The organism is Capillimicrobium parvum (assembly GCF_021172045.1).
GTDB classification, from domain to species: domain Bacteria; phylum Actinomycetota; class Thermoleophilia; order Solirubrobacterales; family Solirubrobacteraceae; genus Capillimicrobium; species Capillimicrobium parvum.
In genome coordinates, this window is sequence record NZ_CP087164.1 from 5,150,020 (window position 1) to 5,167,160 (window position 17,141).

The 17,141-nt window shown below is 75.2% G+C and carries 16 protein-coding genes; 10 read left to right on the forward strand and 6 right to left on the reverse strand.

What is annotated here, in order from left to right; genetic code table 11:
* Positions 1-146: 146 nt before the first annotated feature.
* A complete protein-coding gene (locus DSM104329_RS25090; protein WP_259312597.1) occupies positions 147-1,700 on the reverse strand; it encodes an RNA polymerase sigma factor in 1,554 nt (517 codons plus the stop codon).
* Between the two features lie 133 nt (positions 1,701-1,833).
* Here DSM104329_RS25090 and DSM104329_RS25095 point away from each other — a divergent pair, with 133 nt between their 5' ends.
* Complete coding sequence (locus DSM104329_RS25095; RefSeq protein ID WP_259312598.1) at positions 1,834-2,667, forward strand: class I SAM-dependent methyltransferase; 834 nt, start codon at positions 1,834-1,836, stop codon at positions 2,665-2,667.
* On the opposite strand, the gene DSM104329_RS25100 is transcribed toward DSM104329_RS25095, so the two are convergent.
* On the reverse strand, positions 2,640-3,473 hold the full coding sequence (locus DSM104329_RS25100) for an MFS transporter (protein ID WP_259312599.1): 834 nt from the start codon (positions 3,471-3,473) through the stop codon (positions 2,640-2,642). The genes DSM104329_RS25095 and DSM104329_RS25100 overlap by 28 nt on opposite strands.
* Before the next feature lie 212 nt (positions 3,474-3,685).
* Positions 3,686-4,483: a helix-turn-helix domain-containing protein gene (locus tag DSM104329_RS25105; protein ID WP_259312600.1), complete on the reverse strand. Its 798-nt coding sequence runs from the start codon at positions 4,481-4,483 to the stop codon at positions 3,686-3,688.
* Positions 4,484-4,595: 112 nt separating this feature from the next.
* Here DSM104329_RS25105 and DSM104329_RS25110 point away from each other — a divergent pair, with 112 nt between their 5' ends.
* Complete coding sequence (locus tag DSM104329_RS25110) at positions 4,596-4,958, forward strand: nuclear transport factor 2 family protein (protein WP_259312601.1); 363 nt, start codon at positions 4,596-4,598, stop codon at positions 4,956-4,958.
* Positions 4,959-5,047: 89 nt separating this feature from the next.
* A complete protein-coding gene (locus tag DSM104329_RS25115; RefSeq protein ID WP_259312602.1) occupies positions 5,048-5,560 on the forward strand; it encodes a hypothetical protein in 513 nt (170 codons plus the stop codon).
* An 86-nt stretch (positions 5,561-5,646) separates the two neighbouring features.
* On the opposite strand, the gene DSM104329_RS25120 is transcribed toward DSM104329_RS25115, so the two are convergent.
* A complete protein-coding gene (locus tag DSM104329_RS25120) occupies positions 5,647-7,827 on the reverse strand; it encodes an MMPL family transporter (RefSeq protein WP_259312603.1) in 2,181 nt (726 codons plus the stop codon).
* 89 nt (positions 7,828-7,916) lie between these two features.
* Between DSM104329_RS25120 and DSM104329_RS25125 the strand changes: the two genes are divergently transcribed.
* On the forward strand, positions 7,917-8,564 hold the full coding sequence (locus DSM104329_RS25125; RefSeq protein WP_259312604.1) for a TetR/AcrR family transcriptional regulator: 648 nt from the start codon (positions 7,917-7,919) through the stop codon (positions 8,562-8,564).
* Between the two features lie 41 nt (positions 8,565-8,605).
* On the forward strand, positions 8,606-9,037 hold the full coding sequence (locus DSM104329_RS25130) for an organic hydroperoxide resistance protein (protein WP_259312605.1): 432 nt from the start codon (positions 8,606-8,608) through the stop codon (positions 9,035-9,037).
* A gap of 10 nt (positions 9,038-9,047) precedes the next feature.
* Here DSM104329_RS25130 and DSM104329_RS25135 read toward each other — a convergent pair whose 3' ends face one another.
* Both DSM104329_RS25135 and DSM104329_RS25140 read right to left on the reverse strand, forming a co-directional pair.
* Positions 9,048-9,719: a response regulator transcription factor gene (locus tag DSM104329_RS25135; protein ID WP_259312606.1), complete on the reverse strand. Its 672-nt coding sequence runs from the start codon at positions 9,717-9,719 to the stop codon at positions 9,048-9,050.
* Positions 9,707-10,774 (reverse strand): histidine kinase, encoded by a 1,068-nt coding sequence (locus DSM104329_RS25140; protein WP_259312607.1) that lies wholly within the window; start codon positions 10,772-10,774, stop codon positions 9,707-9,709. Before DSM104329_RS25140 ends, DSM104329_RS25135 begins: the two co-directional genes overlap by 13 nt.
* 92 nt (positions 10,775-10,866) lie before the next feature.
* Here DSM104329_RS25140 and DSM104329_RS25145 point away from each other — a divergent pair, with 92 nt between their 5' ends.
* From DSM104329_RS25145 to DSM104329_RS25165, 5 genes are all read left to right on the forward strand, one after another.
* Positions 10,867-11,337 carry a hypothetical protein gene (locus tag DSM104329_RS25145; protein WP_259312608.1) on the forward strand — a complete coding sequence of 157 codons (471 nt, stop codon included), beginning with the start codon at positions 10,867-10,869 and terminating at the stop codon, positions 11,335-11,337.
* Positions 11,338-11,418: 81 nt separating this feature from the next.
* Complete coding sequence (gene hemW / locus DSM104329_RS25150; RefSeq protein WP_259312609.1) at positions 11,419-12,603, forward strand: radical SAM family heme chaperone HemW; 1,185 nt, start codon at positions 11,419-11,421, stop codon at positions 12,601-12,603.
* Positions 12,600-14,789, forward strand: a complete 2,190-nt coding sequence (locus DSM104329_RS25155; protein ID WP_259312610.1) for an FUSC family protein — start codon at positions 12,600-12,602, stop codon at positions 14,787-14,789. The genes hemW and DSM104329_RS25155 overlap by 4 nt, the downstream gene beginning before the upstream one ends.
* A 495-nt stretch (positions 14,790-15,284) precedes the next feature.
* Complete coding sequence (locus DSM104329_RS25160; RefSeq protein ID WP_259312611.1) at positions 15,285-16,052, forward strand: SDR family NAD(P)-dependent oxidoreductase; 768 nt, start codon at positions 15,285-15,287, stop codon at positions 16,050-16,052.
* A complete protein-coding gene (locus tag DSM104329_RS25165) occupies positions 16,049-17,107 on the forward strand; it encodes a winged helix DNA-binding domain-containing protein (RefSeq protein WP_259312612.1) in 1,059 nt (352 codons plus the stop codon). Before DSM104329_RS25160 ends, DSM104329_RS25165 begins: the two co-directional genes overlap by 4 nt.
* The last annotated feature ends 34 nt before the right edge of the window (positions 17,108-17,141 follow it).

Here is a 17,141-nt window from a genome sequence, read left to right on the forward strand (position 1 = left end):
GAGGCCGGCTGCGGCCCGGTGGTGCGGTCCGAGGCGAATGTGGTTCTCGCCCGTCCGTTGGAGCCCCGCCACCGAGGTCGCCGGCCGGTCAGACCAGAGACGGGGGCGGGCCGCGGTCGGCGGGACCCGGCGGCCCGTCCCCGTCCCTACTCCGTCTTGGCGGCCTCCTTCGCCTGGCCCGGCGCAAGCGAGCCGGCGGAGTCGGGCTTCTTCGCCTTCCCGGGATGGAAGGCGCTCCCGGCGCTGCCCGCACCGGCTTGGACGGGGTCGGCCTTCTTCGCCTGACCTGGAGCGACCGAGGCCGGGCCGTTCGAGGCGTTCGGCCTGACCTTCACGGGCTTGACCTTCACGGGCTCGACCGGCTTCACCGGCTTGACGGCCTTCACCTTCACGGGCTTGACCGGCTTCACGGGCTTGACGGCCTTCACCTTCACGGGCCTGACCGGCTTGACGGGCTTGACCTTCACGGGCTTGACCGGCTTGACCTTCACGGGCTTGACCGGCTTGGCCTTCTCCGGCTTGACCGGGCGCGTCGCGTTCGTCGCACCGTTGTGGACGGGAGCGTTCGCGATCGCGTTCTCGCCGCTCGAGCCCGCCCCGGGCTTCGGCTCGCGCCCGAGCGGATGCCGACCGACACCACGCGCCGGTGACGAGCCACTCGTCCCTCGAGGGGCCGGGGCGACGGCCACCCGGCGGCCGGGGGTGAAGACGGGCTGCGGCGCGAGCCGGGTCGCGACGGGCGAGGCGAGCACGCGGTCCTTCGCCGGCCGTACGGAGGCGGCGGCCGGCGGATCGGCCGCCCGGCGGTCCGCCCGGTGGTGCTCGGTGATCGCCACATAGCCGCCGCCGCCGACGCCGGCCACCACGGCGACCGCCAGCAGCTTCGCCGTCCCGCTCTGCGCGGCGACCAGCAGGCCGCCGCCCACGACGCCGCCGCCCGCGGCCGCGCCGCCGCCGCCCACCGCCGCGGCCCCGAGGACCGTGGCCTTCAGCGCGGCGCTCGGCGCGACCGGGAGCAGCACGGCGATCGCCGCGCGCTGGCGCGCCACCTCGGCCTCGAACGCCTGGCAGCCCGGGCAGGACGCCACGTGGCGGCGCAACAGCCGCCGGCGCAGCGCGCTGCCCCGCAGGGTCGCGAGCTGCTCGCGGATCTCGGAGCACGGCGTCTCGCGTGCCGCCCGCGCCGCCGCCAGCGCCTCGCGGGCCTGGAAGACGAGCGCCTTGACCTTGGCGGGACGCACCTCGAGCACCTCGGCTATCTCCTCGTGGGAGTGGGCGCCCAGCTCGGCGAGCAGGAGGGCCGCCCGCTGCTGCTCGGGCAGCCCGCGCAGATCGGCCAGCATCGCCCGCAGGTCCTCGCGCCGCTCGACCTCCGCCGCCAGCCCGTCGGTTCCCTCCCAGCGCTCGGCGTCCTCGAGCGAGCTCTCCGGGCGACGGGCGCGCAGCATCGAGCGGCAGCGGTTGCGGGCGATCGTGAACAGCCACGCCCGCAGATGGAGCTCGCGATCCGAGGCCAGCATCGCCCGGTGCGCCGAGAGCATGACGTGCTGCAGGGCGTCCTCGGCGTCCTCGCGCGAGCCGAGCATGTGGCGGCAGAACGACAGCAGGACAGAGCCGTAGCGGTCGAAGATCGCCTCGAACGCCGCCGGATCCCCGGCGCGCACGCCCGCGACGAGCGCCGCATCGTCATCGCTGCCCAATGCGCCTGCATGTCTGCGGAAACGCCCGCGACCAACCGGAAGTTGGCCGCTCGGCCGCGGCTGCACGTCGCTCGCCATCGCACCCATCATGTTCCCGCCACGAGGCCGGCTCATCCCTGTCACCCTTGCCGCAATGGACCACGATAGGGCCCTCGCCGCGAACCGCGCGCACTGGGACGCGCTCGCGGCCATCCACTCGGCGGGCGGGGAGGCCACGTCCTACTACGACGCGGACGCCCTCGTCGCAGGGCGCGACTCGCTCACCGACGCCGAGCGCGCGGCCGTCGCCGCCGCGGTGGGAAGCGTCGCCGGTCTCGACGTGCTGCACGTCCAGTGCCACCTCGGCTACGACGCGATCTCGCTGGCCCGAGCGGGTGCGCGCGTGACCGGCGTCGACTTCTCGCCGCGTTCGCTGCAGGAGGCCGCGGCGCTCGCGGAGCGCTGCGGGGTGGCGGTCGACTGGGTGCTCGGCGACGCGACGGCCCTGCCCGCCGGGCTGCACGGCCGCTTCGACCTCGCGTACGCGACGATCGGCGTGCTCGGCTGGATCGACGACGTCGGCGCGTGGATGCGCTCGGTGGCGTCCACGCTGAGGCCCGGCGGCCGCCTGGTCCTCGTCGAGATCCACCCGCTGTACCTGATGATCGGCGCGGTCGACCCGTTGACCGTCGACTTCCCCTATGCGAACGACGGGCCGCGGGTGTTCGACGAGGACGGCACGTACGCCGCGCCGAATGCGCACCTCGAGGCGACGCGCACGGTCGAGTTCGGCCATTCGATCGGCGAGGTCGTCACCGCGGCGCTCGGGGCGGGCCTGCGCATCGACGGCCTGACCGAGCACATGGACGTGGCCGCCGACCCGCGCGGCACGATGCTGCGCCGCGAGGCCGACGGCCGGATGCGCCTGCGCCTCGGCGGCGAGGAGGCGCTGCCGCTGCTCTACGCGCTGCGTGCCAGCGCGCGATGAGCGAGGACCGCCTCGGCCGGCGCCGTGCGCTCCGCCCGCCCCAGCGCCACCGCCAGGGCGGCGCCGGCGAGCGACAGCCCGCCGCACGCGTACGCGCCGATCGCGAACGCGTGACCGGTGACCGCCGCGGTCATCGCGGTCGCCTCGTCGAGGAACGCGCCGCCGATCGTGGCCACGCCGAGCGCGAAGCACAGCTGCACCGCGGTGTTGACCAGGCCGCTCGCGTCGGGCGCCGCCTGCGCAGGGACGTCGCTGATCGCCCGGGCGATCAGCGGGCTGAAGCCGGTGCCGAACCCGGCTCCCGCCACCGCCAGCAGCGGCAGCTGCACGGCGGCGTCCCACGCCCCGTGCCGGGCGGCGAGCCCGAGCCCGGCGTACGCGACCGCCGCGATCGCCAGGCCGAGCGGGGTGAGCATCCGGGCGCTGCGGGCGCCGGCACCGGCCATCGCCAGGCTCACGACCGCGAACCCGAGCGCGTACGGCGCGAAGGTCAGGCCCGAGCTCAGTGCGCTGCGGCCCATCCCGCCCTGCAGGTGCAGCGTCGTCGTGAACAGGAAGCCGCCGTAGGCGACCACCGCCGCGCACACCGCCAGCAGCGCGAGCGTCAGCGGCGCCCGGCGCAGGAGCCGCAGGTCGACGAGCGGGTCGCCGCCCGCCGTCCGGCGCCGGCCGAGGTGCGCGACGAGCAAGGCGCCGCCCGGGACGCTCGCCGCCAGGCAGGCGAACGTCCACGGCGCCCAGCCGGCCTGGTGGCCGAACACGAGCGGCACGATGACCAGCAGCACCACCGCGGACAGCAGCGCCACGCCGCGGATGTCGAGCGCGCGGCGGACCGGGCTGCGGGTGAGCGGCAGCAGCCGCGGGCCCGCCAGCAGCCGTCCAGGGCGGCCATGAACGTGCCGACGAGGAGCACCGCGAGCGCGATCCAGTCGCCGCGCGGGGTCTGGGGAGTCGCTGGAGTGGACATGCCCCGGACCGTCGCACGCAGAGGTAATGCTGTCGATTACCTCTCAGGTAATCAGCGGAGGTAGGCGCGCAGCGCGCCGGCGGTCGCCGCGTCCGCCGGGAAGAACGACTCGATCGACAGCTCCGCGGCGGTGACCTCCACGGCGGTGCCGAAGGTCGTGACGGTGCTGATGAAGCGCAGCTCCTCGCCGTCCGGGCCGGCGATCCGCAGCGGTACCGCGATCGCCGACTCGGCGCCCGCGTGGCCCTCGTCCCCCGGCGGCCCGGGATAGGCGGCGACCTCGGCGAGCAGCGCCTCGAGCTCGCCGTCCCCGCTGAGGGCGACCTGGCGGCGCAGGCGCTCGAGCAGATGCGCGCGCCACTCGCCCAGGTTGCGGATCCGCGGCGCCAGCCCCCGTCGATGCAGCGCCAGGCGCATGCAATTGGCCGGCGGCTCGAGCAGCCGCGGGTCCGCCCCGTCCGTCAGCACCGCGACGCCGCGGTTGGCCGCGAGCAGGTTCCACGTGCGGTCCACGACGAGCGCCGGGTACGGGTCGTGGCCGTCGAGGACCAGCTGCATCGCGTCGCGCACGGCCCGCATCTCCGGATCGTCGAGGGACCGCTGGTCGAACGCCGGCGCATAGCCCGCCGCGAGCAGCAGGCCGTTGCGCTCGCGCAACGGGACCTCGAGCTCGTCGGCGAGGTGCAGCAGCAGCTCCGGGCTCGGGCGCGAACGGCCCGTCTCGACGAAGCTCAGGTGGCGCGCCGACACGCCGGCCTCGAGCGCGAGGTCGAGCTGGCTCATGCGCCGCCGCCGGCGCCAATCGCGCAGCAGGGTCCCCACGCGGGGGCGTTCGGCGACATCGGTCATGCGGGCGACCGTAGCGCGCGCACCGGGTCGGCGCACCTACCTCACAGGTAATCGACAGCCTGACCTCGCGGTGCGACGGTCCCCGGCGTCCAATCCGACCGAAGGAGCACCCATGACGGACATCACCACCACCGTCGAGCGCTACATCGCCGCGTGGAACGAGCCCGACGCCGACCGCCGTCGCAGCATCGTCGGCGAGACGTGGACCGACGACGGCACCTACCTCGATCCGCTCATGGCCGGCGACGGCCCCGACGCGATCGCCGCGATGATCGGCGGCGCGCAGGCGCAGTTCCCCGGCCACCGCTTCGAGCTGGCCACCGGGCCCGACGCCCACCACGACCGGGTCCGCTTCACGTGGAAGCTGGTCGGCCAGGAGGACGGCGGCGCGGTCGCCGTCGGCGTCGACTTCGCCACCGTGGCAGGCGACGGGCGCCTGCGCGAGGTCACCGGGTTCCTCGAGTCCGCCGCGTGAGCGGCCGGCTCGCGACCGACCCGAGGACGGACGGACGTACGAGCCGCCGGACGTGCACCGCGGGGCGGCAGCTGAGAGGCTGCCGCCCCATGCGCATCCGCCTGCTGCCCGTGGCCGTCCTGGCCGCCGCCCTCCTGCCCGCCGCGCCCGCGGCGGCGAAGTCCTACGACGTGCCCGCCGCGCTCGGCTCCGCCGTCGATCGCGTGAAGGACCGTTCGTCGCTGCCCGTCCTCCTGCCGCAGCGCCTCGCGCTCGACACGAGCGCCCGCCTGTACGGCACCGGGTCCGGCAACACGCGCAGCTGGGAGCTCACCCTCGGCGGCGCGCCCAACTGCGGCGCGAACGTGTGCATGCTCGCCTTCTTCAGCGCCGAGCGCGGCGGCACCCCCGCGTTCAAACGCCAGGTGCGCCTGCGCGGCGGCGTGACCGGCTACTTCAAGCCGCTGACCTGCGGCGGCTCCTGCTCGCCGCCGGAGATCCAGTTCGTCCGCGGCGGTGTGCTCTACACGATCCAGGCGAAGGTGCCCGACGCCAAGGACGCCGGCCAGCGGCGGCGCCTCGTGCGCGCCGCCAACTCCGCCCTGCGCGCCGGCCCGCGCTGACCGCCCGCGAGGCGCGTCGCCCGACGCGCCTCGCGATCAGGCCGCCTGGCGCGCCTTGCGATCAGGCCGCCTGGCGCGCCTCCCGATCAGGCCGCCTGGCGCGCGCGCTCGCGCTGCTCCTGCAGCTCGGCGCGGCTCTCGTGGTGGCCCTCGAGCGACACGTTCGGCAGGATCCGGTCCAGCCACCCAGGGATCCACCACGCGCGGTCGCCCAGGATCGCCATGAGCGCCGGCGAGACGACCATGCGCACGATGAGCACGTCGATGAGGATCGCGGCGCCCAGGCCGATGCCGAACATCTTCACGATCACGTCGCTGCCGGTGGCGAAGGCGAGGAACACCGAGGCCATGATCAGGCCGGCGGTGAGGATGACCTTGGCGATCCGCGACAGGCCGTGCACGACGCTCTCCGACGGGCTGTCGCCCTCGAAGTACGCCTCGCGGATGCGCGAGAGCAGGAAGACGTTGTAGTCCATCGAGAGCCCGAACAGGATCGCGAACATCATCAGCGGGACGAACGACACGATCGGCACGTCGTCGCCCACGCCGAGCAGCGACGCGCCCCAGCCCCACTGGAAGATCGCCACGACCACGCCGTAGGCGGCGCCGATCGACAGCAGGTTGAAGACCGCCGACGCCAGCGGGACCCAGATCGAGCGGAAGACGGCGATCAGCAGCAGGATCGACAGCCCGATGACGACCGCGATGAACAGCGGCAGGCGGCTGGAGATCTTCGCCGACAGGTCGTCGAAGGCGGCGGTCTGGCCGCCGACGAACACCTCGAGCGAGGTGTCGCGGGTCGCCGCGGGGACGACGTCGCTGCGGAGGCGGTCGACGAGCTGGGACGTCGCCGCGTTCTGGGGCGACGTCGTCGGGGTCACCCGGATGACGGCCGCGTCGCCGGCGTCGTTGACGCTCGGCTCGCCCACGCTCTTGACGCCCGGCGCGGCCTTGAGGTCGTTCGCGACGCCCGTCAGCTGGGCCTGGTCGATCTCCCCGCCGTCGCGAGCGGCGACCGCGAGGATCAGCGGCCCGTTGAAGCCCGGCCCGAACGCCTGGCTGAGCTCGTCGTAGGCCTGGCGCTGGGTCATCTTCGTCGGCTGGTTGCCGTCGTCGGGCTGCCCGAGGCGCAGGTCGGTGAACGGGATGGCGAACACGATGAGCACCAGCGCGCCCAGGATCACCGCACGCCACGGGTGGGCGGTGATCCGCTTGCCCCAGCGCTCGAACGTCGCCGAGCGCGCCACGTGCGCCGGGTCCTTCGGCCGCAGCCGCTTGGCCAGCGCGCCGGCCAGGATCGGCAGGACCGTCACCGAGGACAGGACCACCATGAGGATGGCGATGGCGGCGCCGAGGCCCATCTTGCCCACGATCGGGACGCCGACCACCAGCAGGCCGGCGATGGCGACCATCACGATGAGGCCGGCGGCCACGACCGAGGTGCCGGACGTGGCGTTCGCGCGCGCGGCCGCCTCGGGGGGGTCGTTGCCCGCGGCCAGCTGCTCGCGGAAGCGGCTGAGGATCAGCAGCGAGTAGTCGATGCCCGCGCCCAGGCCGAGCATCATCGCCAGCGTCGTGGCGAAGTCCGGAATGCCGATGGGCCCGGAGATCGCGCGCAGGATGAGCTGGCTGATCGCCACGCCGACGAGGGCGCCGATGAGCGTCACGAACATAGCGGCGAGCGAACGGAAGAGGATCGTGAGCAGGATGAACGCGATGAAGATGCCGACGAGCTCGCCGACCGGCGCGTCCTGCTGGCTGGCCAGGTCGACCACCTCGCCACGCAGCTCGACGTGGACCGCGCCGCCCGCCTCGGCGCCCCGGGCGGCCTCCTCGAGCTTCTCGCCGTCGGACTTCTCGAGGTCGATGCTCTGCTTGTCGTACTGGACGGTGTAGAACGCGGTCTCGCCGTCGTCGGAGACGACGACGTCCTTGGCCGGGTCCTTGGACTCGCTGACGTGCGGCAGCTTGTTGACCGCCGTCAGCGCGTCGCCGATCGCCTTGTGCTCCTGCGCCCCCGCGATGCGGCCGTCGGGCGTGGTGAACACGATGGTGCTCTGAGCGCCCGAGACGGACGGGAACTTCGCCTCGAGGAGGTCCTGCGCCTTCTGGGACTCCGCGCCCGGAATCGAGAAGTCGGACGTGGGCGTGCTGGAGAACGCGCCGACCACGCCGCCGATGACGACGATCGTCACGACGAGGCCGAGCAGGCCGCGGACCCAGTGGCCGGCGAGGGCGCGGGCGATGGAGGCGAGAAGAGCGGACATGAGCGCGGGCAGACTACCACAGCGGTTGCAAGTTTGCTGAGAAGGAAAAGTTGCAATTGATGCAACAATCTGATATCGTGCCGAGGGGCATGGAGATCGGGTCCGACGTCGCGCCGCAGCAGGCGCTGGGGTTGCGCGAGCGCAAGAAGCTGCGTACGCGCGAGACCATCGCGCGGGTCGCGCTGGAGCTGTTCACCGAGCAGGGCTTCCACGAGACGACGATCCGCGAGATCGCCGACCGCGCCGAGGTGGCCCCGCGCACGGTCTCGATGTACTTCCCGGTCAAGGAGGAGCTCGTCTTCGCCGACCACGGGGCCTTGTTCGACGAGCTCGAGCAGCGGCTGCACGAGCGGCCGCTGGGCGAGACGACCGCCGACGCGCTGCGCGCCTGGATCACGGCGGTCCTCGCCGACGACCGCATGGAGCTCGACAAGACGCGCTGCCGGCGCCAGGTCGTCGAGTCCGACCACGCCCTGCGCACGTACGAGCGGGGCCTAACCGAGCGGGCCGAGCAGCTCATCGCCGGCGCGGTGGCGGTCGACCTCGGCCTGCCGGCCGACGATCTCGTGCCACGGATGGTGGGCGCGGCGACCATGGCCGCGCTCGACGCGCTCGGCCACGACGCGGGCGACGGGACCATCCCTCCGGCCGAGTACCGGCGGCGCGGGCTCGAGCTCGTCGACCAGGCGATGACCTTCATCGGCGCGGGGATACGCGGCCTGCAGGACGCGGCGTAGGCTTGGCATCCGGCAGCTGCCCCACCTCGAAGGAGAGCTCGATGGCGAAGACGATCTACATGGCCGAGGCGACCGTGACCGGCGGCCGCGATCAGGGCCACGGCCGGACGGGCGACGGCGCGCTCGAGGTGGACCTGCGCCTGCCGTCCGAGATGGGCGGCTCCGGCGGCGGCACGAACCCCGAGCAGCTCTTCGCGGTCGGCTATGCCGCGTGCTTCGAGGGCGCGCTCGGCGTCGTCGCGCGGCGCGAGAAGGTCGACGCGGGGGACGCCTCGATCGACTCGCGCGTCTCGCTGATCACGACGGAGGAGCGCGGCTTCAACGTCGCGGTCGAGCTCGACGTCACGCTCCCGTCGATCCCCGACGACCAGGCCCGCGAGATCGTCGCCGCGGCGCACGAGGTGTGCCCGTACTCGAACGCGACGCGCGGCAACGTCGACGTCACGCTGACCGCGAACGGCCGGCCGGTGTAGGCCGCAGCGCCTACGCCGCCGCCTCGCCGCCCGCGCGCAGGAACGTCAGCACGGCGAGCACGCGTCGATGGTCGTCGTCGGTGGCCGGCAGGTCGAGCTTGCCGAAGATGCTCGTCACGTGCTTCTCGACCGCGCCGTTCGTCACGACCATCGCGCGGGCGATCGCCGCGTTCGTCCTGCCCTCGGCCATGAGCGAGAGGACCTCGCGCTCGCGCGGGGTCAGCGCCTCGAGCGCGTCCGCGCCGCCGCGGTCGCCGCGGGAGCGCACGAGCTCGGCGACGACCTCGCGGTCGAGCGCCGTGCCGCCGCCGGCCACCCGCTCCACGGCGTCCAGGAAGCCGCGCACGTCGCCCACGCGCTCCTTGAGCAGGTAGCCGATCCCACCCTCGCCGGACTCGAGCAGCTCGGCGGTGTACACGGGCTCGACGTACTGGGAGAGGATGAGGATGCCCAGCCCGGGCTGGCGCTCGCGCGCCGCGATCGCCGCGCGGATGCCCTCGTCGGTGAAGCTGGGGGGCAGGCGGACGTCGACGATCGCGAGGTCCGGCTTGTGGCCGCCGACGATCCGCACGAGGCCGTCGCCGTCCTCGGCCTGGGCGACCACGTCCACCCCGTGCTCGCGCAGCAGGGCGACGATGCCCTCGCGCAGGAGGGCATGGTCCTCGGCGATCACGACACGCACGGCAGCTCCGCTCGGACGAGGGTGCCCAGCCCGGGTGGGCTGGCGATCTCGAGGCGCCCGTCGAGCGCCTCCACCCGCTGGCGCAGGCCGGTCAGGCCGCTGCCGGCGGGGTCGGCGCCGCCCGGGCCGTCGTCGGTCACCTCGACCACGAGCATGCCGGCGCTCTCGGCGATCCGCACGCGGGCGCTGGCGCCCTGCGCGTGCTTGGCCGCGTTCGTCAGCGACTCCGCAACGACGAAGTAGGCGGCGGTCTCGACCACCGGGATCGGCCGGCGGTCGAGATGCGCGTCCACGGAGACCGGGATGGCGGAGCGGCGGCCGAGCGCGTCGACCGCGGCGGCGAGGCCGCGGTCGGCGAGCACCGGCGGCGCGATGCCGCGGGCGAGGTCGCGCAGCTCGGCGATGGCGGCGCCCGCCTCGTCGCGGGCGCGGCGGACGAGCTCCGCCTCGTCGGGGCGGTCCTTCAGGCGCTCCTCGGCGCGGCCGAGCAGCATGCTCAGCGCGACGAGCCGGGCCTGTGCGCCGTCGTGCAGGTCGCGCTCGATGCGGCGCAGCTCCGCCGCCTGGACGCTGAGGGCGCCCTCGCGCGTGCGCTCCAGGACGTCGACGCGCTCGGCGAGCTGGCGCTGGCCGGGCAGCCGGTGGTGGTTCTGGACGAGGAGGAAGACGCCGGCGACCGCGGCGATCGCGCACAGCGGCCACGCGGGCCAGAAGCCGTGGGCTCCGGAGAGCAGCCAGACGGCGACGATGATGCCGCCGGCGGTGGCGGCCAGGCCGGTGATGAGGAACGTGGCGAGCTCGAGGCCGCGGCGCCGCACCGCGAAGCGGATGACGGCATGCACCGCGACGGTGACGGCGAAGGCGAACCAGACCCAGACCGGCCAGAACCGCCCGCCGCCCGTGAGGCCCCAGACGAGCGTGAGGAGGATCGCGCCGAAGACGACGATCGCGATGTGCAGCGACAGCGCCGAGCCCGCGTGGGCGCGCTCCGGCGCCGGTGCGCCCGGCCCGGACGCCGAGCCCGCAGGTGCGGTGTGTGGAGCGGTCGTCTCCATGGGCTCAGATGGTGGCAGCCCGGTGGGCGCCGATGGCTGGGGCGGACCGCCGGGCGCCGGTGGGGTTCTCCCCCGAACGCGACAATGGGCGCGTGCCGCGCCGCCTCACGATCGTCGCCCTCGCCGCCGCCCTCGCTGTCGCCGCGTCCGCGGCCGGCTGCGGCGGCACGGACGGCGGCGCCGGGACGGGCGGGCCGGCCACGGCCGAGGCCGGCCGCGTCACGACGGCCGAGCGGTCGGCGCCACATCGCCATCGCCGCCGTGCGCACCGGCCGCCCGCGCCGCGCTGTGACCCCGCCGCGGCGAACTGCGCCGCCGCCGCCGGGCGCATCATCGCGCTCGAGTCCAAGGACCCCGACGGCGACGGCGACCTCCACGTCATCCTGGCCGGCGGGTCGGTGACGCTGCGCGGGGTGACGGTGCTCGACGTCTCCCGCACGCTGCGGCCGCGGCACGACCCGCGCATCGGCGACTGGGCCGCCGGCGCCGGAACGGTCTACACCGGCAGCTTCGGCCAGCACCAGATCCAGGTCGAGCGGGTCGTGTTCTTCCCGCGCCGCTGACGGCGGGACGGCGCGATAGGTTCGCGGGCCGTGTTCTTCCCGCACCGCTGAGGGCGGGACGGCGCGATAGGTTCGCGGGCCGTGGCACCCGCGCAGCCCGACGGCCAGCCCGCGCCCGCCGACGGGGCGCTGCCCGGCGCCGCCCTCGACGGCCTCGGCCGGCAGCCGTTCGGCGTCTACCTCCACGTCCCGTTCTGCCTGTCGCGCTGCGGCTACTGCGACTTCAACACGTACACGACCGGCGACCGGCCGGCGTACGTCGAGGCGGTCCTCGCCGAGATCGACCTCGCCGCGCGCGTGCTCGGCGGCCGCCCCGCCGGCGGGGCGCAGACGGTCTTTCTCGGAGGTGGCACGCCCACGCTGTTGAAGCCCGCGCAGATCGGGCGCCTGCTCGACGCGCTCGACCGCCGCCTCGGCCTGGCGGCCGGCGCCGAGGTCACCGCCGAGGCCAACCCCGACACCGTGGACGCCGCCTCGCTGCGGGCGCTGCGGGCGGCGGGCGTCACCCGGATCTCGTTCGGGGTGCAGAGCGTGCGCCCGCACGTGCTCGCCGCGCTCGAGCGCCGCCACGACGGGGCCCGCGCGCTGGACGCGATCGCCGAAGCGCGCGCCGCCGGGTTCGCCCACGTCAGCGCCGACCTCATCTACGGCACGCCGGGCGAGCAGCCGGGCGACTGGGAGGCGTCGCTGCGGGCGGTGCTCCTCGCCGGGGTCGACCACCTCAGCGCCTACGGCCTCACGGTCGAGCCGGGCAGCCGCCTCGCCGCCCAGGTCCGCCGCGGGGAGCGTCCCGCCCCGGACCCCGACACGCTCGCCGACCGCTACGCCGCCGCGGACGCCCTGCTCGCCGGCCACGGCTTCCACTGGTACGAGCTGTCGAACTGGGCCTCCGGCCCCGAGGCGCGCTGCCGCCACAACGTCGGCTACTGGCGCTCGGGCGACTGGTGGGGGCTCGGGCCCGGCGCCCACAGCCACGTCGGCGGGGTGCGGTGGTGGAACGTGCTGCGCCCCGGCGACTACGCCGAGCGGCTGCGCACCGGCCGCTCGCCCGCGCGCGCACGCGAGGTCCTCGACGCCCCCGCCCGCCGGCTCGAGCGGCTCCTGCTCGAGGTGCGCCTGGCCGACGGCGTCGACACCGCGCTGGCCGCCGGCCCGGCGCTCGACCGCCTAGCCGCGCGCGGGCTGCTCGAGCGGCGCGGGCAGCGCGCCGTCCTCACCCTCGCCGGCCGCCAGCTCGCCGACGCGGTCGCGCGCGAGCTCGCATGATCCGCTGGCGCCCGCACGACCCCGGCCTGTTCGCACTGCGTGCCGCGGTCCGCGCGTCGCTGGTCACGACGTTCGCGTTCTTCCTCGGCGAGGTCGTGCTCGACAACGCCAACATCGCGCTGTTCGCCGCGTTCGGCGTGCTGGCGCTGCTGGTCTTCGCGGACTTCGGCGGCCCGCCCGCCGCCCGCATCGCGGCCTTCGGCGGACTCGCCCTGACCGGGGCGGTGCTCATCACGCTCGGCACGCTCGTCTCCGATCATCTGTGGCTGGGCGCGATCACGATGGCGGTCGTCGGATTCGTCGTCCTGTTCGCGGGCGTGATCAACGGCTACCTGGCGGCCGGGTCGATGTCGGCGCTGCTGACGTTCATCCTGCCCTGCATGGTCCCGGCGGGCAGCGACGCCATCCCGGACCGCCTTGCCGGGTGGGGCATCGCGTGCGGGCTCGCCATCCCGGCGGCGCTGCTGCTGTGGCCGGCGCGCCCGCGCGACGAGCTGCGGGCGGCCGTCGCGACGGCGTGCCGCGCGCTCGCCGACCTCGTCGCCCAGCCGGGTCCCGAGCGGATGCGCGTCGCGGGCGAGACCTGCCACGTCATGCACGAGCGGTTCACGGCGACGCCGTACCGGCCCACCGGGCCGACCGGCTCGGCCGGCGCGCTGGCGGCGATGATCGACGACCTCGACTGGCTCGCCGGCCGCGCGTCGCGGCCCTCGACCGCGGAGCCGCTGCTCGAGCCGATGCCCAGCGAGCAGCGCCTGCGCCGGACGACGGCCGCCGTCCTGCGCGCGAGCGCCGACGAGCTCGAGGGGATCCCCGCGCCGGAGCCCGACGAGGCGGGCCTGCGCCACGACCGCACCGCCGTGATGCGCGAGCTGCTCGAGCGGGTGCGACGCCCCGAGAACCGCGACGACGACGACCGGCTCTGGTTCGCGATGAGCAGCGCCTGGGACGTGCGCGTGTACTCCTACGCGGCCGTGCGGGCCGCGACGCTCGCCCGGGTCGCGAGCCCGGGGCCGGCGCCCGGCACAGGGCCGCGCTGGTCGCGCTTCGCCCGCCGCCAGTCCGTGGCGACCGCGGCGACCACGCGCCTGGCCGCGGCGCACGCGACGGTGCGGTCGGTGTGGTTTCGCAACAGCGTGCGCGGCGCGGCCGGCCTGGCGATCGCCGTGTTCATCGCCCAGGCCGCGACGCTGCAGCACGCGTTCTGGGTGGTGCTGGGCACGCTGTCGGTCCTGCGCTCAAGCGCGCTGAACACGAGCTCGACGATCATGCAGGCCTTCGCCGGCTCGTTCATCGGGATCGTGATCGGCGGGGCGCTCCTCGCGGCGATCGGCGACGACGAAGCGCTGCTGTGGGCCGTGCTGCCGATCGCGGTCGTCATCGCCGCCTACGCGCCGCGCGCGATCTCGTTCGCCGCCGGTCAGGCGTCGTTCACCGTGGCGGTGCTCGTGTTGTTCAACCTGATCGAGCTGTCCGGCTGGGAGGTCGGGCTCGTGCGGATCGAGGACGTGTCGATCGGGTTCGGGATCAGCCTCGTGGTCGGGGTGCTGTTCTGGCCGCGCGGCGCCGCCGCGCTGCTGCGGCGCACGCTCGGCGCCGCGTTCGTTCAGGCCGCCGACTACTCGGTCGCGGCGTTCGCGCGGCTCTTCGACGACGGCCCGTCGGCGCCCGTCGAGGCGCTCGGCGACGCGGCGGTGACCGCCGACCACCGGCTCGACGCCGCCTTCCGCCAGCGGCTCGCCGAGCGGTCCGGGCCCGACCTGCCCATCCAGGCGATCAGCCAGCTCGTGGCGATCGCCGTGCGCATCCGCCACACCGCCGACGCGCTGCAGTTCCTCTCCGACCACATCGAGGGCGCACCGCGGCCGCCGGGGCCGGCCGCCGCGCTGACCCGCAAGGCACAGGCCGAGGGCGAGTGGTACCGCGCCTTCGGCACGGCGTTCGCCGAGGGACGGGCGCTGCCGGCGCGGCGCGACGGCAGCGACGACCCGGCGTCGCGGGCGGCGACGCTCGCCGCAATGCGCGCCGCGATCGAGGACGACGACCCGCGCGCCGCGGTGGCCGCGGTGACGACGGTGTGGGGCTCGCTGCACCTCGACCGCCTGCGCATCCACGAGCCGATCGTCCTCGACGCGGTTGCCGCGCTCGAGCGGCCGGGCGACCAGGCGAGCGCGCGCGGCCGGTAGCCCGGGCCGCACCGCTGGACGCGAAAACGCCCGGCGCGGCCGGTAGCCCCGGCCGCACCGCCTGGACGCGAAAACGCCCGGCGCGGCCGGTAGCCCCGGCCGCACCGCCTGGACGCGAAAACGCCCGGCACGAAACCGGGCGTTTGGCGTCTCACCTCTGTCGGGAGGCTCAGCGCGGATGAAGCGCGCCGCCACAAAATGGGCAGGCGCAGCGATTCTCCACGCGCTCAGCGCTCCAGAGGCGAAGGCAACGGCGGCAGATGTACCGCATTCGGTGCCTCCCTTCTCTGTATGTCACCCGCGCTCTGGCGGGCGTCAGGGCCGGGCGTCCTCGCGTCGTCGGCGAGCGGCCCGTCCGGCCGTGCACGCCACATTCTAGTGGATGGAGACGCTGGATTCGAGCGAGATCGCAGACGCGGGGCCGGGCGGCATGCCGGTCCTGTCGCGTTCACGGCGCCCCACGCCGGAATCGCGCCATGCGGCAGACTGCGCGCCATGGTCATCTGCATCACGGGAGCGTCGAGCGGGATCGGTGAGGCGACGGCCCGGCGCCTCGTCCGCGAGCCGGGCGCCAAGCTCGTGCTCGTCGCCCGGCGGGGGGAGCGCCTGCGCGACCTCGCGGCGGAGCTCGGCGACGCCACCTGGGTCGCTGCCGACCTGGTCGACGACGACGCGCCCGCGCGCGTGCGCGCCCACATCGAGGCCGAGCACGGCGGCCGCCTCGACGTGCTGGTCAACAACGCCGGCGGCTCGTTCCCGACGACGTTCGCCGACGGCGGCTACGAGAACGTGCGCCGCACGATGACCATCAACTTCGACGCGCAGGTGCGCCTGACCGAGGCGCTGCTGCCGCTGCTGCGCGCGAGCGCCCCGAGCTCGATCGTGAACATGGCCTCGACCGCCGGCAAGGTCGCGCGGGGGACGACGGGCGCCTACTCGGCCTCGAAGGCGGCGCTGGCGGCCTGGAGCGATGCGCTGTGGGTCGAGGAGCGCGAACACGGCGTGCACGTCGGCGTCGTGCTGCCGGGATGGATCCGCACGGAGGGCTTTCCGCAGCGCGAGCTGCCGCAGTGGCTGGTCTCCGACCCTCACGTCGGGGCCGAGGCGATCGCCGACTGCGCGCTGAACCGCGCGCCCGAGCGCTACGTCCCGCGGTACTACTGGATCGCCGCGTGGGGCCGCGTCTGCCTGCCCGGCATGGTGCGCCGGATCCTCGGCGGCGCGGGCGGGCGCAAGATGCGCACCACGACGCTGTCGCGATGATCGCGCTGCGGCGGCCGCGCGCCGCCGCCCAGCTGCTGCACCGGCCCCACGCGCTCGCCCCCGAGGGGCTCGTCCGGCGCCTGCTCGCCGTCCAGGCCCAGGACCTCGCCGGCGCGTACCTGGCCCTGCGCGCCCGCACGCCCGGCCTCACCGCCGCCGCCGTCGGCGCCGCGCTGACCGAGGACCGCTCGCTCGTCGTCACGTGGCTGTGCCGCGGCACGCTGCATCTCGTCGCGCCCGGCGACCTGCCCTGGCTGCTGGCCCTCACCGCGCCGGGCCGCCTGACCGCGAGCCGGCGCCGGCTCGGCCAGGAGGGCGTGACCCCGGACGAGGCCGAGCGCGGGGTGGCGATCGTCGAGCGCGCGCTCGCCGCCGACGGCCCCCTGACGCGCGCGCAGCTCGCCGAGCGCCTCGACGCGCAGGGCGTGCGCACGGCCGGCCAGGCGCTGATCCACCTGCTGGGCCTCGCCGGCCTGCACGGCCTCGTCGTGCGCGGTCCGGTCGTGGCCGGCGGCGGCCAGGCGTTCGTCCTGGCGCGCGACTGGATCGGCGAGCCCCCGGGCGGCGCGCCCGACCGCGACGCCGCGCTCGCCGAGCTCGCCCGCCGCTACCTCGCCGCCCACGGGCCCGCCGGGCCGGCGGACCTCGCCACGTGGTCCGGACTGCCGTTGCGCGACGCCCGGGCGGGCCTGTCCGCCATCGCCGGCGAGCTCGTCGAGCTCGAGGACGGCCTGGTCGACCTCGCCCGCCGCGAGCCGGTCCCCGAGCGCGTCCCGCCGCGGCTGCTGCCCGCGTTCGACCCCTACCTGCTCGGCTGGCGCGACCGCAGCTTCGCCGTGCCCGCCCAGCACGCCCGGCGCGTCCATCCGGGCGGGGGCATGCTGCGCGCGGCCGCCACGCGCGACGGCGTCGCGGTCGGCACCTGGAGCGCGCGGCGCCGCGACGGTCGCCTGCAGGTCGAGTTCGATCCCTTCGCGCCGCTGGACGCGTCCACGGCGGCCGCCCTCGACGACGAGATCGCCGACGTGGCGCGCTTCGAGGGCCTCAGTCGCTGACCGCCGCCCACTCGCCGGCCAGGCGCACGATCGT

What these genes read in the sequence shown, in the direction of transcription:
- DSM104329_RS25095 (WP_259312598.1), top strand. Translation starts at nt 1,834, where the DNA reads ATGGACCACGATAGGGCCCTCGCCGCGAACCGCGCGCACTGGGACGCG.
- DSM104329_RS25105 (WP_259312600.1), bottom strand. Translation starts at nt 4,483, where the DNA reads ATGACCGATGTCGCCGAACGCCCCCGCGTGGGGACCCTGCTGCGCGAT.
- DSM104329_RS25110 (WP_259312601.1), top strand. Translation starts at nt 4,596, where the DNA reads ATGACGGACATCACCACCACCGTCGAGCGCTACATCGCCGCGTGGAAC.
- DSM104329_RS25115 (WP_259312602.1), top strand. Translation starts at nt 5,048, where the DNA reads ATGCGCATCCGCCTGCTGCCCGTGGCCGTCCTGGCCGCCGCCCTCCTG.
- DSM104329_RS25120 (WP_259312603.1), bottom strand. Translation starts at nt 7,827, where the DNA reads ATGTCCGCTCTTCTCGCCTCCATCGCCCGCGCCCTCGCCGGCCACTGG.
- DSM104329_RS25125 (WP_259312604.1), top strand. Translation starts at nt 7,917, where the DNA reads ATGGAGATCGGGTCCGACGTCGCGCCGCAGCAGGCGCTGGGGTTGCGC.
- DSM104329_RS25130 (WP_259312605.1), top strand. Translation starts at nt 8,606, where the DNA reads ATGGCGAAGACGATCTACATGGCCGAGGCGACCGTGACCGGCGGCCGC.
- DSM104329_RS25140 (WP_259312607.1), bottom strand. Translation starts at nt 10,774, where the DNA reads ATGGAGACGACCGCTCCACACACCGCACCTGCGGGCTCGGCGTCCGGG.
- DSM104329_RS25155 (WP_259312610.1), top strand. Translation starts at nt 12,600, where the DNA reads ATGATCCGCTGGCGCCCGCACGACCCCGGCCTGTTCGCACTGCGTGCC.
- DSM104329_RS25160 (WP_259312611.1), top strand. Translation starts at nt 15,285, where the DNA reads ATGGTCATCTGCATCACGGGAGCGTCGAGCGGGATCGGTGAGGCGACG.
- DSM104329_RS25165 (WP_259312612.1), top strand. Translation starts at nt 16,049, where the DNA reads ATGATCGCGCTGCGGCGGCCGCGCGCCGCCGCCCAGCTGCTGCACCGG.